The organism is Aminobacter ciceronei, from assembly GCF_014138625.1.
Classification (GTDB): domain Bacteria; phylum Pseudomonadota; class Alphaproteobacteria; order Rhizobiales; family Rhizobiaceae; genus Aminobacter; species Aminobacter ciceronei.
The window spans coordinates 1-16,205 of sequence record NZ_JACJHY010000065.1 but is presented as its reverse complement, the minus strand read 5'-3'; the positions used below and the strand labels follow the sequence as shown (position 1 = coordinate 16,205).

Below are 16,205 nucleotides of genomic sequence, written 5' to 3'. Positions count from 1 at the left end.
ATGTCGTCGTAATATTTGGCATAGCAGGCGAGCGCAAAGGCATCATGCCGGCCGCAGGTGTCCTGCACGACCTCGACAAGCGGCTCGAAATCCTGATCGAAATATTTGGCATGCAGGCCGGGCATCGGATAGGCGTGGCCCATCAGCGAGCGGGTGGCGGTGACGTCGAGGGCGAGGTCCCTGCCCTTGTCGAGCTTGCGGGCGGAAAAGCACTGGAAGTCGGTGCATTGGCGGCCATCGACGTCGATGATCTGGATGTAGTCGCCGGCCTTGACGAAATAGCTCTCCGCCGTCTTCGACTTGACCCTGACATCGAGCACCGGATCGGCGAGCGGATCGGGCAGCTCGAAGCCGCCTGACACGGCACGGACCTTGGCCCGCTTGACCATCACCACCAGAGGCGTCGTCGTGTCCTGGCTGTCGACCGACATCGGCGCCCCGGGTGCGGCAATCACCAGCGAGCCCGGCCGCGAGACGACAAAACGCTCCTCGACCCCGGCAGCGGTCGCACCATCGAAGAAGCGCACCGCCTCGACCCGGCCAAGCTCGAGCTTGCGGCGGGCGAGGCCAAGCCGAAACTTCTGCAAGCTCTCGTCGCCATCGACGAGCAGCGCCTTCAGCCCCGACGCATCGCTGTTCGAGCGTGTCGACAGGATACCCGGATCGGCACGTCCGGCAGCATCAAACGCCACCAGTTCACATGCCTGCCCGCCCTCGAGATTGCGCACCGTCACATGATCGCCGGCTTCGATGTCGATCAGCACCGCACCGCCACCAGGCACGTGATAGCGCTCCATGCCGGGCAGCAACAGGCCAGGCTGCACAACCAGGCTCGGACGCGGTGGGCCGGCCACAATTTCGGGGTAGACCACATTTGTCGCAACCATCACCGCCCTCCTCGCAGCACGCCGCAGCCACCTGCCAGATTAGCATCCGACTGTGAACCGGTCCGCCGCGGCATGTGAAAATCAGCACAGCAAATGTGAAAAATTGTTATCGGCTACTGCACGTCGAACGTCGGCTTGAACCAGGCAGGGGCCAGGCTGCGTTCCAGGTCGAGCGCCTGGATATTGTTCCTGTCGATCACCTCGACCGGCGGGCCGACATGGCGGTAGTGCAGCGTGCCCTCGATCGCCCGGATCGCCTGGTCGATGGCGATCCGACCCTGCAGCGGCGGTGAGTCGGTCGGCGCCGCCACCACCTTGCCCCGGTTGATTTCGCGGAAGGTACCATGGGTGAAATAGTCGGCCAGAACCTGGACGTGGTTGGCCCTGCCCTGCGCCCTGAGGATGCTGACCGCAGCATCCGCCGTGGGCGCGCTGCCGACGATGTAGTCGATATCGGGCTGGGCTTCGAGCATCTCCTCGATCAGCAGGAGCTGGATCTCGACGCCGGTGTCGCCCCATTTGACCGCAGCAATCTCGGCCGAACTCTGCTTCAGCGCGCGCTGGAAGCCGGCTTCGACGAATTTCACCCAGCCTGCACCCTTTGGCCCGGGAAACCAGGCGACGCTGACCGGCATGGTGCCGGCCGGATGCAGCCGCGCCAGATAGGCACCGATGGACTGCCCCATCTCCTCCCAGGAGACCCCCGATTTCGCCGAGATGCCGGCGTCGTCGATGTCGTTGACCGCAGCGATGACAGGGATGCGCCTGGCGATATCCTTGATCGTCGGTGTCAGCCCCTCATAGGACACAGTGCCGACGATGAGCGCGTCGGCGGTGGCGCTGCAGGTGCGGATCTGCTCGATCTGGCGCTCGAGATTGGGATAGCCGCCGGCCTCGACGACGGTCAGTTTGACGCCTGCCGAACGCGCCTGCTCGACCATGCCGTAATTGACGCTGACCCAGTAGGAATCCTTGAGATGCGGATAGGACGCACAGATGCGCCACGGCTTCGCCGCTTTGACGACCGGCTGGTAATCGATCGTCGCCGGCTGCCTGGAATAGTCGAATGGCGGCTCCCAGGCGTTCAGCTTCCACGTCGTTTCAGCGGCCCCGGCGGACTGGGCGATACTGCAGGCGACAAAAGCCGTGGCGATCAGGTTCAGGCAATGGCTTGGGGCGGGGGCACGCATCGTCTTACGCTAGTGCATGACCCGGAAAATCGAAATCGATTTTCGAAAAGGATCATGCCCACTCAAAAGCTGCAGCTTCCGCTGGCAGCGCAAACCATGGTTATATGAGCTATGCTTCATAGGTTCGGCATCGGCGGGAGGCTGTTTCTCGCCTTCCTGTGCATCACCGCACTGTCCCTGACATCCGGCATCGTCAGCTGGCTGATCCTGCGCAACATTGCCGATGCCCAGGCCGTGGTGAACGCCCAGGCCTTGCCCGCAGTGGCGGCGACCCAGCGCACCGCCGAGCTCAGCGCCAAGCTGATCGCCACCGCTCCTGCCCTTGCCGCCGTCACCTCGCGCGACGAACTGCTCGCCGAACAGGCCAAGCTCGCAACGCTGTCGCAGGAGATCGTCAAGTCGCTCGCCGAGGTCCGGCGTCTATCGATCGACCCCGAGCTCGTCGAGGCTTTTGCCGGCTCGGTCGAGAAGATGCTGGCCAACCTCAAACAGAACAACGAGCTGGTGCGCCAGCGTCTCGACGAGGACAAGGCCTATCGCGACAGCGCCGAGGCGGCGACCTCGGCGGCGCAGTCGGTGCTGCTGCTTTCGGAAACTTTGATCTCCAACGCCTCGGCCGGCGCTTCGGCGGTGACCGCCGGCCTCTATGGCCTGATCGGCGATCCCGGGCGCCGGGAAGATGCCTACATCGCGCTCGACCGGCTGATCGAGCACGACATCTACCTGATGGAGCGCATGTACGAGCTGCGCCACCGCAGCGCCCAGATCAGCCTGCTGATCAACCGGCTGAGCCGCGCGGAGACAAAGGCCGAGATCAGCGAGATCAGCGGCATCTTCCAGGACCATGTGAAGGTCATCAGGCGCCGCATCCTTAGCATCGACGATCCCGTTCGGCGCAAGCAGGGCATCGAGTTCTTTGGCGCCATCGAGGCCGCCGCCGGCGACGTGCCCGTGTCGGGCTCGATCTTCGGCCGCCGCCAGCGGGTCATCGACCTAGCCGGCAGCCTGAACGCCATGGCCGAAGCCAACCGCGATCTCGCCGTGACGCAGAACCAGATCGCCCGCAACATTCTCGACCGCTCCGACGAGTTCGCCCGCACGACAGCCGAGCGCGCCGACAATGCTGTGCGCATCGGCGTCATCGTGCTTGTCGTCACCCTGCTCGGCGCCATCATCGCCTCGGGCGCCATCGTCTGGTTCTATGTCGAGCGCAACCTCGTCCGCCGCTTGAGCGGCCTGTCGCGTGCGATGCAGCGGCTGACGACGGGTGATCTCGACGTCACCGTCACCGACAGCGGCGACGACGAGCTGCGCACCATGGCGGTGGCCGTCAATCAGTTCCGCGACGAGTCGCGACGCCGGCTCGAGTTGGAGCAGGAACGCGCCCGCATCACCGACGAGCTCCGACGCCACCGCGAGGAGCTGCAGCAGCTTGTCGAGGAACAGACCGAGCAGATCAGGCTGGTCAACACGCGCCTGCGCCAGGAGGCGATCGACCATGACGAGGCGCGCGCCCGGGCCGAGCAGGCGAGCAGCGCCAAGTCGGCCTTTCTGGCGACGATGAGCCACGAGATCCGCACGCCGATGACCGGTATGCTGGGCATGATGCGCCTGCTCGCCGACAGCAAGCTGGGGCCGAAGCAGCGCGAGCATCTGTCGATCGCGGCCAGCTCCGGTGAAGCCCTGCTCGGCATCCTCAACGCCATCCTCGACTACTCCAAGGTCGAAACGGGCAATGTCGACGTCGACAAGGTCGATTTCGACCTCGGCAAGCTGGTCAGCGGTGTTGCCGCCTTCATGCGCCCGATGGCCGCCGAAAAGGGGCTCGACCTCACGCTGGTGCTCGACAACAAGCTTTCGCCCGCCTTCAGCAGCGACGCCGGCAAGATTCGCCAGATCCTGTTCAACCTGGTCAGCAACGCCATCAAGTTCACTGAGCACGGCCAGGTCACCGTCGACGTCAAGGTCGTCGCCAACCGCAAGGACATGCAGACGTTGCGCCTTGCCGTAGCGGACACCGGCATCGGCATCGCGCCCGAGCGGCAGCAGGACGTTTTCCAGCCCTTCACCCAGATGGACGCCTCGATCACCCGCCGCTTCGGCGGCACCGGGCTCGGCCTTGCCATCAGCCGCGAGTTCGCCAGCCTGATCGGCGCTGAACTCAGCGTCGCCTCGGAGCCCGGAAAGGGCAGCACCTTCATGCTCGACATGACGCTGCGCAAGGCCAAGGCAGCAGCGCTTTCGGCCCAGAAACGCCAACGCGGCCGCAAGACCAAGCCCGCGGCCTGCAACATCCTGGTGGTCGAGGACGACGACGCCACGCGGTTGGTCTCGACCACGGTGCTGGCCAATGCCGGTCACCGGATCACGGCGGTCAGCTCCGGCTATCTCGCGCTCGAGGCAATCGGCGAGTTCAGACCCGACCTCGTCGTCATGGACGTCAGTCTTCCCGGCATCGACGGCATCGAGACGATGAAGCGCTTACGCGAGAAGCTTGGGACGCCCGACCTGCCTGTCGTGGCGATGTCGGCGCATGTGTTCAAGGCCGATGTCGAGCGCTATCTCGACGCCGGTGTAGATGCCTTCGTTGCCAAGCCGATCGTCCACGAGCAATTGCTCGACGCCGTCGCCTCGCTCGGCGGCCAGTCCGTGCCGCAACAGCCACAGGACGTGGTCGCGCTCGATATCGCTGCCTTCAAAGCCGACGTCGACGCATTGGGTTCCGAGACGGTGCGGCGGCTGCATCGCATCGCCCATGACAGCCTGCCCCGGCGCTTCAAAGCGATGCGCGACGCGGTCAAGGCGGATGACCGCGAAGCATTGCGCGACCTTGCCCACGCCACCCGAAGCACGGCCGGCTCGCTCGGTTTTCCACGTCTCTTGCAGGCGGCTGAAGCTCTTGAGACGGCTGCGGCGCAAAGGCCGGCAGCTGAGCTCAGGCAGATCGTCGGCTCTTGCGAAACGGCCTTCGCCGACGGATCGCGGCAATGGGAACAGATGCTCGAAGGCAGCGCCGACCCCGCCCTGCCGGCCTAGAGCTATCGCCTAAAGAGCCGCAGCGACACGCCCGGGCTGGACGGCGTCCGGCGCGAAGAAGTAACCTTCGCCATGAGCGGTGACGATGATGCGCGGCGTGCGCGGATTGTCGTTCAGCTTCTGCCTGAGACGCCTGACCAGCACGTCGACGGTGCGATCGCTGGCATCCCATTCGCGCCTTGATATCTCGTGCAGCAGCCGCTCCCGCGACAGCACCTGGCCGGGATTGGCTGTCAGCACCGACAGCAGCTTGAACTCGGCTCCGGTCAACTCGACGAAGGTGCCGTCGGCTGCCTGCAGCGTGCGGCGAGCAACCTCCAGCGTCCAGCCATAGAAATGCCGCGTGGCCGTAGCCGGTTGCGGTATCCGGCCCTTGCCGACGCGGCGCAGCAAGCCCTTGACCCGGGCGAGCAGCTCGCGATGCTCGACCGGCTTGGTGACATAGTCGTCGGCGCCGATCTCGAGCCCGACGATGCGGTCGACAGTGTCGGTGCGCCCGGTGACCAGGATGATGCCGACGTCGGACCGCTCGCGTTGCTCACGCGTCAGCTTGAGCCCATCCTCACCCGGCAGATTGATGTCGATCATCAAGAGATCGGCCGGATGCCTGGACATGATGGCACGCATCTGATCGCCGTCGCCGGCCTCGCTGACCTTGTAACCTTCGGCCAGGAAATAGCCCGCAAGCTTCGCCCGTGTGACCGGGTCATCCTCGACGATCACTATGTGATGCTGAGCCCGCATGCCATTCTATCCTCCCGACTTTTGTTGACATCATTTCACAAGTCGGGCGGCCCGGGCAACGACGGAAGGAGCCGGCGCACTTGTCATGGCGTCGCCGGCCCCTGCATTATTGCCTGGGATCTGTCACGTCAGCCTTTCCTAGCCGAGAAGCAAGGCAGGACATCTTCCTTGAAATACGGCTCCTGGTTGACCCAGAACATGTAGCTAACCTTCAGGAAATCCTGCGCAAAGGCATGAAGGCTCGGCACCAGGTTCGTGCGCTTCGTCACGATGTTCGTCGAGCCTGTCTCGCCGACATAGTTGCCGTCCTGGACCGCAATGCCGAGCGGAACGCTGAACTTGCCTTCGTGCATCATGGCCAGGGCATGGTTGAGCTGGCCCTTTTTCTTGTACATGAGATCGGGAGCCCCCATGCCGACGCCGATCTTGTCGCCAAACTCATAGATTCCGCGCAGATATCCCTTGTCCTCCCAAGGCAGCCATTCGCCGGGCATGAAGTTCGCGTAGAGCATGGTGGTTGACTTGGGGAATGCGGCCTTCATGGCTTGCATGTTGGTCTTGAGCACCGCCACATATTTGTCCGGGGTAAAGGACGCATCCGTCTCCTTGGAAACACCGATGGCCGTTTCCTGCAGGTTGACGCCCTCGACAACGCCGTCGAACTGCTTGCCGAGTGCCGCAAGCAATGCCGCGAAGCGCGCCTGGACTTTGGCGTTCCAGCGCTTGGCAACCCAACCTTCGACAACTCCGTCGTCGGTATGTTGGGCGGTGACGCCGCCGTCATAGTCACCTTTCAGCAGATAGTCGGGCACCGGCTTGTATTCGGGTGAGAAGGATGCATCCTGCAACTGGATGAAAAGCCGCTTGCCATGCTTGGCCAGGTAGTCGATGTCGGACTGGATCGATGAGAAGTCGTAGTGTCCTTCAGTCGGCTCAAGCTGGCGCCACACATACATGATCTGCGCGCCTGCGAAACGCTCGCTGGTCAGGAAGGCATGGTCGCGGATCGCGTCGCGATCCCGGCTGAAATAGACGAAATGCTCGATCTTGTCCGCCGGCAGCGGACATGTTGCATCAGTGTATTGCTTGTAGGCGTTGGCGTATCGATTGGCGGGATTGTCCCATGCCATCGAGGATGTGGCGGCGATCGCGGCACAAAGCGTTACGACGGCGCCAAGAAGACGTTTCAACTTCATAGGTCTACCCTTGAGTGGATCGGGGCCAGCAGGCCCGTGACCCTTAGACGTCTAGTTTGCGGATGACCCGCATTCGCCGTCGAAGTGGTGCAACTCGTGTGCAGATTCCGTGCAGGCCAGCTCGAACGCAATGCGCTCCGATGGAAGCTAGCCGAACTCGATCTCGAAAACCGCACCGTCCGAAGCGGCAATCGGCGTCAGCCGCGCACCATAAAGCTCGAGAATGGCCACCACGATGGCCAGTCCAAGCCCCGTTCCGCCCTCCTCGCGACGCGTGGTGAAAAACGGTTCGACCATGCGGCCGAGGTCGATGTCGGCAAATCCCTCACCATTGTCTGAAAGCCGGAGCGTCCGTCCATCCCAATCGAGGTCGAGCCTGGTCGCCCCATGATGGCGGGCATTCCCCGCCATGTGCGCCAGTACCGTTTGTCCATGCGCAACGGAGAGGGGCAGGATGGCATCCGGAGGAGCCAGGCTGATATCAAGCCCGGAAATCTCGGGCAGCATATCTCGCAACTGGCCAGGTTCACCGCGCATAGCTTCGCGTGACCTTGTCATGTCGCGAAGCTGGTGGAGCAGCAAATCCATCCGCTCTCCCTGGGCCCTGATGGTGCCTATGAGACTTTGCTGCGCAGCATCGGACAGGTCGCCATCCTCGAGAAGCTCGGCAGCTCCCATGATCGAGGTAACCGGCGATTTGAGCTCGTGGGTGACGTGGTTGGTGTAGATGCCGATTTCCTTGCTGCACTGCGACAGCGTGCCGGCCATGGTGATGACCGCCTCACCCAAGTCTGCGATCTCCCGCATGCCATAGTGGCCGAGCGGGGCTAGCTCGGAATGGCTGCCATTGGCGACCATTCTCGACTGGTCGCGCAGGGCGCGGATCGGCCGTAGCATCGTCCGCACAAGCAACGTTCCCACGACTGCGGCGCTCAACAGCGTCACGACGGCCAGGACGATGACGGCGCTGCGCTCGCCGGCAAGATATTCCGTCAGCCCGGGAGCGGTCCTGGACATATAGACCGCGCCGATAACCCGGTTGTGGCTGATGACGGGATAGGCAACCAGCACCCTGAACCCTGTCCCGCCGCCAAGCACTGCGAGGCGCAACCGCGTACCCGCGTCACCCCGCCAGCGCAGTGCGGCCCCGACATCGCCTTGCAGCGCCTGCTGGACCTCTGGCACGGCGGCAAAACTCGCTGACTCGCCAGCGAGCATGTCTATGCCCTGATGATCCAGGAAAACGACAGTCGAAAGTGTCGTGCGGCTGGCATTGTCGGCCAAGGCACCCAGCCCCGGCGCAATCCTGAGATAACGCGGATCGAGTCGCCCCGCGGTCGGCACCGGATCGGGGCGGACGGGCTCGACCACATCCTGGCGCAGGTTCAGGAGCGGTCGAAAGGTTCGTGACGCAGCACTCCAGAAAATGCGCTTGGGCGGCGGCAGATAGTAGCCAGGTATAGCGCCACCTGCTTCGGGCGGCTCGGCCTCGAACGCGACGGCATAGGCGCCGGCATAGATCGCCGCTTGCTTGATCAGCGAGGCCTCCGTCTCGTTGACCAGCCGGTTTGTTCCGATCTGCAACGCCAGCGTCGTCACGACCGGCACCGCCAGCAGGCTAACGCAGACGATCGCCACAACCAGCGGCATGGATGGCCGCCATTTCCGGACGATCCGGCTCACGCGGTGCCTGGTCCGGCGACACAATTGCCAAGCCGTAGGCCCACCCCTCGCACCGTTTCGATTATGTCGGAGTAACCAAGTGCCGCCGCCTTGGCGCGGATGTTGCGGACATGGCTGTCCACCGTGCGTCCGGACAAGGTGTTGTTCCCGCCATAGGCCTTGTCGATCATCGCCCCCCGGCCGACGACGATCCCGGGCCGGACCGACAGGATCTCCAGCACCGAAAATTCCGTTGCCGTCAGCGGCAGATCTTTTCCGGCAAGCGAGCAGATGTGGCGTTCGCTGTCGAGACTGAGGTCGCCGTGCCGCGTGATACTGCCTGCCTGCTTGCCGCGTGCCAGTATGGCCTTGATCCGCAGCAGCAGTTCGCGCGGCGAGAACGGCTTGCTGACATAATCGTCCGCCCCCAGCTCGAACCCCACGATCCGGTCGACTTCGTCGTCATGCGCCGTCAGGAAGACGATCGGGACATGCGAGCTGGCACGGATCGCCTTGCAGCATTCGATGCCGTCCATGACAGGCATGCCGATGTCGAGCACCACCAGGTCGGCATTGTGTCGCCGCAACTGCTCCAGCGCCAGGCGTCCGTTGGCCGCCTGCTGGACATGCATTCCCGCCCTTTCCAGTGCAATGCCGATCACGTTGCGGATGTCCGGGTCGTCATCGACAACGAGAATGCTGGGGTTCATAGCGCGATCACCAAGGAGACATGCCGGCTGATGGCCGACACCAGCTTCTTCTATCGAAGCGGGCGATTGCAAGCCAAGCACTGTCCGACAATCTCGACGACAAAAGCGCGAAGATGATGGCGCGCCTGCCGCCTCGCCGACCTGATGGCCTGTCCTCGGGAAACAACGCGCGACTTTCACCGCGCGACAGGTTGCCTATTAACATCATTTCACAAGTCGACTCACGACTTTTACACCCCAGCCGACACCGGTTCACTTCTCGTCGCTATCTTTGCGGGGATGGCGCGGAAATCCAACAGGCACACAGAGGCCGGCATCCCGCCTTCCATGGGAACAATCGCAACACACAGGAACGGGAGGTTCAATGACCCATTTTACCAAATCCGCAACCATGGCCACGATCATGGCTTTTGCGGCCGGCACGGCGTTTGCCCAGGATTCCACCGACCCTATCAAGATCCCAACCCACAACTGGTCGAGCCAGATCGTCGGTGCCCACATCGTCGGCAAGCTGCTCGAGAAGGGCGGCGCCAAGGTCGAATACGTCTCCGCCGACAGCCAGGTCGTCTACACCGCTCTTTGCGAAGGTGACGTCAGCCTCGTGCATGAGGTCTGGGAAGGCGCCTTCGGCGTTGCCTTCCAGAAGGTGGTCAAGGAAGGCTGCGTCGTCGATGCCGCCACCCACGACGCCAAGACACGCGAGGAGTGGTGGTATCCGACCTATGTCGAGGAGGTCTGCCCCGGCCTACCCGCCTGGGAAGCGCTGAACGCCTGCGCCGACAAGTTTGCCACCGCCGAAACCGCGCCGAAGGGCCGCTTCCTCGGCGGTCCTGTCGACTGGCTCAAGCATGACGCAGAACGCGTCGAGGCCCTCGGTATGAACTTCGAGGTCGTCAATGCCGGCTCGTCCGCCGCCCTGTGGGCCGAACTCGAATCCGCCGTCAAGCGCAAGGAGCCGATCGTGCTCTTCAACTGGACGCCCAACTTCGTCGAGGCGCTTTATGACGGCAAGTTCGTCGAGTTCCCGGCTTTTGATCCCAAGTGTAAGGACGACCCGGCCTGGGGCTCCAACAAGCAGCTCAGCTACGACTGCGGCAACCCGAAGGACGGTTATCTGAAGATCGCTGCCTGGAAGGAATTCCCGACCAAGTGGCCCAAGGCCTACGCCATCCTGCAGAAGATCAACTTCTCCAACATGGACATCGCCGTGCAGGCGAAGCTCGCCGACATCGACAACATGGAGCCCGAGGCGGCCGCCGACAAATGGCTGGCCGACAATGAGGCGCGCTGGAAGGCCTGGATGGGTTCCGCCAGCTAACCCTCCGCATCCATCCGTCCCATCATGGCGTCGTGACGCCCGCGTAAATGCGGGCGCCACCTCGCCGCGCATACCCCATCGGCCCCCTTTGGCGAGAGGCAGACATGTCCGAAGCAAAAATCGCATGCCGCAACCTTTGGAAGCTCTACGGCTCCGATCCCGCCGGCTTCCTGCGCCGCAACCACAACAATCCTTCCATCGAGACCATCAGGGCCGAAGGCTACGTCCCCGCCGTCCGCAACGTCTCCTTCGATGTGATGCCGGGCGAAATCCTCGTCGTCATGGGCCTCTCCGGCTCGGGCAAGTCGACCTTGCTGCGTTGCCTGGCGCGGCTGATCGAGCCGACCTCGGGCGAGGTCATGTTCGAGGGCCGCGACATTCTGGCCGCCACGGAGCACGAGCTGATCGATCTCAGGCGCCACAAGATGGGCATGGTGTTCCAGCACTTTGCCCTGCTGCCCCACCGCACCGTGCTCGACAACGTTGCCTTCCCGCTCCAGGTTCGCGGCACCGATCGCCAGAAGCGTGAGAGACGCGCCCGCGAGGTGATCGAACTCGTCGGGCTGAAGGGCCGCGAGGGCTATTATCCGCGTGAACTCTCCGGCGGCCAGCAGCAGCGCGTCGGCATCGCCCGCTCGCTCGCCGTCGGCCCCGACGTCTGGTTTCTCGACGAGCCGTTCTCGGCACTCGATCCGCTTATCCGCCGCGAGATGCAGGACGAATTCCTGCGCCTGCAGAAGGTGCTCAACAAGACAATCGTCTTCATCACCCACGATTTCGACGAGGCGATCCGCGTCGCCGACCGCATCGCCATCATGAAGGACGGCGTCGTCGAGCAGCTCGGCACCGCCGAGGAGCTGGTGACCTGCCCGGCCACCCCTTACGTCGCCGAGTTCACCCGCAACGTCTCGCATGATCGCCTGCTGTCGGTTCGCGCCGTCATGGCGCCCGCATCCTCTCGAAAGCCGGACGCCGCTGCGGTCCAGGCACAGGCCCTGATCGCCAGCGTCGCCCGCCAGGTGCTGACCTCGGAGCGTCCCGTCGACGTCATCGACGACGCTGGCGCGCTCGTCGGTACGCTGACCCGCGACGGTCTGATCGATGCTCTCTACGGCAAGGAGCAGTGTGCATGAGTGCCGCGACACTGACCCGCCAGGAGGCGATGGAACCGCAGAAGCCGCTGGCCGCAATGACCAGGCCGCTGCTTGTCGTTCTGCCTTTCCTCGTCCTGCTGCTTGCCGCCTCGCTTTTGCCCGACTGGGCGGTGCAGGTGCCCAAGGGCTGGACTATTCCGTTCGTCGACTGGGCGAACATGGTCTTCGACCATTTGCGCGACGACGCGATCTTCGGGCTGTTCTCGTTCCGCGACCTGACGCGCGGTGCTGCCGAGTTGATCACCTGGCCGCTGGCCTTCGTCGAGGGACTGTTGGTCTCCGGCTTCCCCGATATCGGCATCGCCGCCATGCCCTGGGTCATGACCGCCGGCCTGTCAGGCGTGCTCGGCTGGTATCTCCGTGACTGGCGCCTTGGCGCGCTGGCGGCAGGCTGCGTCGCCTACATGGCGATCTTCGGCAAATGGGAATTGTCGATGATCACCTTGTCGGTGGTCCTCGTCGCCGCACCCATTGCCGGTCTCATCGGTTTCGGCATCGGCATTCTCGCAGTGAAGAAACAGTGGTTCGAAGCGCTCGTCGTGCCGCTGCTCAACGTACTGCAGTCGTTGCCGCATTTTTCCTACCTGATCCCGATCGCCATCTTCATCGGCGTCGGCCACAAGGCCGGCGCGATCGCCACCGTCATCTTCGCCATTCCGCCGATGGCCCGTCTTACCATCCTCGGCCTGAAGGGCGTTGCCGAAGAGGTGCGCGAGGCCGGCAAGATGGCCGGCTGCACCCGCTTCCAGACCCTGTGGATGGTCGAGATTCCGTCGGCGCGCCAGCCGCTGCTCGTCGGCGTCAATCAGGTCATCATGCAGTGCCTGGCGATGGTGGTCATCGCCTCCTTCGTCGGCGCCCGCGGCCTTGGCCATGACCTGTTGTTCCGGCTCCAGGCGCTGAAGATCGGCCAGGCGCTGGAAAGCGGCGTCGCGATCGTCCTGATGGCGATCACGCTCGACCAGTTGAGCCGCGCTGCTGCCCACAAGGAGCCCTCGCATCTCGCGCCCGACGCCAGCCTGCTGCAGCGCTTTCCGTTCCTCGCCGCATCGCTGGCCGTCATTGCCGCGTCGCTGTTGCTCGCCGCGATCACGCCTTACGCCCAGGCCTGGCCTTCGGAGCTCGCCCTCAGCACCGCCCCCTTCTGGGATGCCCTCGTCGACTGGATCACCGTCACTCTCTACGACCCGTTGCAATACCTCCGCAACGCCATGCTGCTCTACGTGCTGATCCCGATCCGCGACCTGTTCCAGTCGATCCCCTGGACGGCGATGGTGGCTCTTGTCGCCGCGGCGGGCTGGTCACTCGGCGGCTTCAGGCTCGCTGCGATCGTCTCCGGCTTCGTGCTGTTCATCGCCTTCGCCGGCTATTGGGAGCGCTCGCTGATCACCGCCTATATGGTGACCGTCGCGGTGCTGCTGTGCATCATGATCGGCCTGCCGATCGGCATCTGGGCTTCGCGCAGCGAACGCCGCACCGGCATCGCCAAGCTCCTGTGCGACACCTTCCAGACCTTTCCGTCCTTCATCTATCTGATCCCCGTGATCATGCTGTTCAAGGTCGGCGACGTCGCCGCGATCTCGGCGATCATCATCTATGCGATGATCCCGATCGTCCGTTACACCATCTTCGGCCTGCGCAACGTGCCACAAGAAATCGTAGAGGCGGGCATCACATCGGGCTGCACGCAAAGGCAGCTTCTGTGGAACATCCGCATGCCGCTGGCCTTCCCCGAGATCATGCTCGGCATCAACCAGACGATCATGTTCGCCCTGTTCATGGTCATCATCGCCGCCTTCATCGGCACCAAGGACATCGGCCAGGAAATCTTCCGGGCGCTGACCTTCAACGATGCCGGCAAAGGCCTCGTCCTGGGCCTCTGCGTCGCCTTCATGGGCCTGACCGCCGACCAGCTGATCACGGCATGGGCAACGCGGCGGAAACAGAAGCTGGGGCTGGCAGGCTGACCACCGGCCTTCGGCCCGTCGCACCGCCTGGACGATCGACAGCCGACTGGCCCGTAGCCCATCGCCATGCAGGAGGAACTGGCGTGGCGGCCCGCAGCGCCGGCGGAAGTGTGCTTCTCGCCGGCGCAGCCAATCCCGTCAGGACAGATCAGAACTTGTAGTTCAAGCCGACCTTGCCGCTTGAAAGGCTGAGGTCGTAGGTATCCCCATCGAACTCCTGCTCGCCAAGCCCGTAATAGGCGTACTCACCGAAAACCGACCAATTGGCATTGAGTTTCAAAGCGACGCCGGCGCCAGCCGTGTACCCGGTGTATGTGGGGTCGGCGGATCCTCCCGGGTACTTTATTGCAGTATCCGCCACGGCCAGACCGGCCAGGCCGTAGAGCAACACGCTGTCGAAGGCGACACCGCCACGGGCGGTCAGGCTGGCCAGCCAGTTGACCTCCATGGAGATGTTGGGAAATGGCCCGAAGCCGAAGTCGTAGTTACCGCTCAGGCCACCCCCGGAGACATCGCCCTGCACACCGAGCACAAAGTTACCGAACTGCGCCAGAGCGCCGACCTGGCCGCCGGCGAGCAAGCCGTCAAGCTCGAAGCCTGCCTCAAAACCAGGAACCCATTGTTCCCCTTGCGTCGCGGCGCCATCGGCGAAACCGACATGCAGGCCGGCGTAGATCCCGCTCCAGTCCGTCGCGTCAGCATCGCCGTGCCGGCTGGGGCGGTCTCGGTAGTCACGTTTTCCGCCCGCGCCGTCCCCACGCTCATCGCAATCAACGCAGAGGTCATCAAAAGGCCAGCATGTATCTTCACAGCCTAATATCCTTCAATATATGTCGCTTCAGTTTCAATATAGATCGCTTCAGCAGCGTCGCCTGACAGGCGCAGCCGCCATCGCAAAAAGTGTAGACAGTGTGCTGGGCAGTCAGACCTTATTGTTCCGGCATGTCAACCAAGCAAAGCGATATTTCCCAGTTGATCGAAACTATGGCCGCGCTCTGCAATCCCGTGGACGGTAGTGCGCGGGATCTGGAGCAGGACGTCTCAGCCATCCGGCACTACACGATCGAGGAGGCCTGCGAAATTCGTTCCGACGGCCGTCCACTTCATTCTGGCACCTGGCATAAAGCGGGCGAGATAGAGCTGCGCGGCGGTATGGGGAACTGGGCACACGATCCTGAACTGGACCGAGCGACAGGCTGTTGGCCCTGCAACCCAAAACACTCCCGGAGCAAGGCTCACGGGAGTGTCGTTATCAATGGTTCTGGGGCCAGGCTTTGGCTTTTATCGCGCTTTGCTTGTGGGTAAGCGTCCGGTCGAGGGCTTGGAGGAAACCGCGACGAAGATCGTTCCGATCTCAAGCAGTGGTCTCTGGACCCTCGAGATGAGTTTGGTTCGCCGTTCCTGTCACGTCGCCTTCAATACAATTGTGCCAGCGATCCGGTCGTGAAGTGCGACACGGCTCGCGAGAACAGACGCACACAAAATGCCCAGCCAAACCATGGGCACGATCGCCCCAGCGCCGAGACGGCTGCTTGTCCAGATAGCCGGAGCCCCGTCGCCTGGTTCGAGAGTAAGTCCGAATGAAAATGACGAGTATAGTAACAATGCCAAAGCTGGCGCCAGAACAGCCGTCCGAATGACTGCACGAGCTACCGGAAGGCGTCGTTGTTTGGTGTCATTGACGCTCGTTACGCGCAGCCAGCCAGCCGTTTGCCGAAAGTCGCGCCGCCCCTCGCTTCGGCGATCAACCGGTAGACGAGGAGAAGCGCGAATGCGAGCCAGTCAAGGACAATGATCTTCCCTTCGACCAGCCCCCCTGTCTGTTGAGGTAGTAATATTCCGGAGCCCGCGTTTCGTCGTTGTTTCGCGCCCCCAATAGCCGTGCCGTTGGCAGGCCAAGAACAGTTTCGCTGCAGTCATCAATGAAGAAGGCGCCAGCCTCCAATGGTGGCAATACGCCCGCATTCGCTGGCCCACATAGATTGACGAAGAACCAGGTTTGGCCCTGCACCTGACCGTTGGTTGAAAGATACAATGACGCGAGGATCAGTTGAGTGACGAAAAGGATGCCGAGTGCATCGATTGCGATGGCTGCAACGCGACGAAGGATACTCGCATTCTGCGTCTGTCGACTGGCCACTGCCATTTCTCCCCACCCAGCAGGAAGATATGCACAGCCTCGACTCGATGTTTCAAGTGATCTGGATAGTCAGATAGTCGGCTTTGGCTGTTGCGTGCCCCTGATGCGCTTCAAGCTCGGGCTGTCACGTGGTTCGAGACAGCAAAAAGCCCGCCGTGGTTTTCACCTTGGCGGGCTTTTATTGTTGGTTTCGGGGACAGG

At 63.0% G+C, this 16,205-nt stretch carries 12 protein-coding genes; 4 read left to right on the top strand and 8 right to left on the bottom strand.

The genetic code is table 11. The features are described 5' to 3' along the window. On the bottom strand, positions 1-887 hold an 887-nt coding region (locus HNQ95_RS32435), incomplete at its 3' end, for a DUF1989 domain-containing protein (protein ID WP_246341086.1). Positions 888-1,000: 113 nt separating this feature from the next. Continuing rightward, positions 1,001-2,077, bottom strand: coding sequence for a TMAO reductase system periplasmic protein TorT (torT, locus tag HNQ95_RS32430; protein WP_154387550.1), 1,077 nt, complete (start codon positions 2,075-2,077; stop codon positions 1,001-1,003). Between the two features lie 111 nt (positions 2,078-2,188). On the opposite strand from torT, the gene torS reads away from it, so the two are divergent. Continuing rightward, entirely contained in the window at positions 2,189-5,113 is a 2,925-nt protein-coding gene (gene torS, locus HNQ95_RS32425; protein ID WP_154387549.1) for a TMAO reductase system sensor histidine kinase/response regulator TorS, read from the top strand. A 9-nt stretch (positions 5,114-5,122) separates the two neighbouring features. Here the strand turns inward: torS and torR are convergent, their stop codons facing one another. The 4 genes from torR to HNQ95_RS32405 form a co-directional block, all read right to left on the bottom strand. Beyond that, positions 5,123-5,857, bottom strand: a complete 735-nt coding sequence (gene torR / locus HNQ95_RS32420) for a two-component system response regulator TorR (protein ID WP_067957866.1) — start codon at positions 5,855-5,857, stop codon at positions 5,123-5,125. A 128-nt stretch (positions 5,858-5,985) separates the two neighbouring features. Then, entirely contained in the window at positions 5,986-7,053 is a 1,068-nt protein-coding gene (locus tag HNQ95_RS32415) for a hypothetical protein (protein ID WP_154387548.1), read from the bottom strand. 147 nt (positions 7,054-7,200) lie between these two features. Then, positions 7,201-8,703, bottom strand: a complete 1,503-nt coding sequence (locus HNQ95_RS32410) for a histidine kinase dimerization/phospho-acceptor domain-containing protein (protein ID WP_182576164.1) — start codon at positions 8,701-8,703, stop codon at positions 7,201-7,203. Between the two features lie 29 nt (positions 8,704-8,732). Further along, positions 8,733-9,425 carry a response regulator transcription factor gene (locus HNQ95_RS32405; protein ID WP_182576165.1) on the bottom strand — a complete coding sequence of 231 codons (693 nt, stop codon included), beginning with the start codon at positions 9,423-9,425 and terminating at the stop codon, positions 8,733-8,735. Between the two features lie 364 nt (positions 9,426-9,789). Between HNQ95_RS32405 and HNQ95_RS32400 the strand changes: the two genes are divergently transcribed. From HNQ95_RS32400 to HNQ95_RS32390, 3 genes are all read left to right on the top strand, one after another. Continuing rightward, positions 9,790-10,743: an ABC transporter substrate-binding protein gene (locus HNQ95_RS32400; RefSeq protein ID WP_246341087.1), complete on the top strand. Its 954-nt coding sequence runs from the start codon at positions 9,790-9,792 to the stop codon at positions 10,741-10,743. 104 nt (positions 10,744-10,847) lie between these two features. After that, positions 10,848-11,876, top strand: a complete 1,029-nt coding sequence (locus HNQ95_RS32395) for a quaternary amine ABC transporter ATP-binding protein (protein WP_182576166.1) — start codon at positions 10,848-10,850, stop codon at positions 11,874-11,876. Continuing rightward, positions 11,873-13,864, top strand: coding sequence for an ABC transporter permease (locus HNQ95_RS32390; protein ID WP_210283901.1), 1,992 nt, complete (start codon positions 11,873-11,875; stop codon positions 13,862-13,864). The genes HNQ95_RS32395 and HNQ95_RS32390 overlap by 4 nt, the downstream gene beginning before the upstream one ends. A gap of 148 nt (positions 13,865-14,012) precedes the next feature. Here HNQ95_RS32390 and HNQ95_RS32385 read toward each other — a convergent pair whose 3' ends face one another. Both HNQ95_RS32385 and HNQ95_RS32380 read right to left on the bottom strand, forming a co-directional pair. Next, complete coding sequence (locus HNQ95_RS32385; protein ID WP_083948487.1) at positions 14,013-14,684, bottom strand: outer membrane protein; 672 nt, start codon at positions 14,682-14,684, stop codon at positions 14,013-14,015. A 924-nt stretch (positions 14,685-15,608) separates the two neighbouring features. Continuing rightward, on the bottom strand, positions 15,609-16,010 hold the full coding sequence (locus tag HNQ95_RS32380) for a hypothetical protein (RefSeq protein WP_154387543.1): 402 nt from the start codon (positions 16,008-16,010) through the stop codon (positions 15,609-15,611). Between the last annotated feature and the right edge of the window lie 195 nt (positions 16,011-16,205).

Bases quoted from the DNA above. Each gene is read 5' to 3' on its own strand.
- HNQ95_RS32380 (WP_154387543.1), bottom strand. From the start codon at position 16,010: ATGGCAGTGGCCAGTCGACAGACGCAGAATGCGAGTATCCTTCGTCGC.
- HNQ95_RS32400 (WP_246341087.1), top strand. From the start codon at position 9,790: ATGACCCATTTTACCAAATCCGCAACCATGGCCACGATCATGGCTTTT.
- HNQ95_RS32390 (WP_210283901.1), top strand. From the start codon at position 11,873: ATGAGTGCCGCGACACTGACCCGCCAGGAGGCGATGGAACCGCAGAAG.
- HNQ95_RS32410 (WP_182576164.1), bottom strand. From the start codon at position 8,703: ATGCCGCTGGTTGTGGCGATCGTCTGCGTTAGCCTGCTGGCGGTGCCG.
- torT (WP_154387550.1), bottom strand. From the start codon at position 2,077: ATGCGTGCCCCCGCCCCAAGCCATTGCCTGAACCTGATCGCCACGGCT.
- HNQ95_RS32415 (WP_154387548.1), bottom strand. From the start codon at position 7,053: ATGAAGTTGAAACGTCTTCTTGGCGCCGTCGTAACGCTTTGTGCCGCG.
- HNQ95_RS32405 (WP_182576165.1), bottom strand. From the start codon at position 9,425: ATGAACCCCAGCATTCTCGTTGTCGATGACGACCCGGACATCCGCAAC.
- HNQ95_RS32395 (WP_182576166.1), top strand. From the start codon at position 10,848: ATGTCCGAAGCAAAAATCGCATGCCGCAACCTTTGGAAGCTCTACGGC.
- torR (WP_067957866.1), bottom strand. From the start codon at position 5,857: ATGCGGGCTCAGCATCACATAGTGATCGTCGAGGATGACCCGGTCACA.
- torS (WP_154387549.1), top strand. From the start codon at position 2,189: ATGCTTCATAGGTTCGGCATCGGCGGGAGGCTGTTTCTCGCCTTCCTG.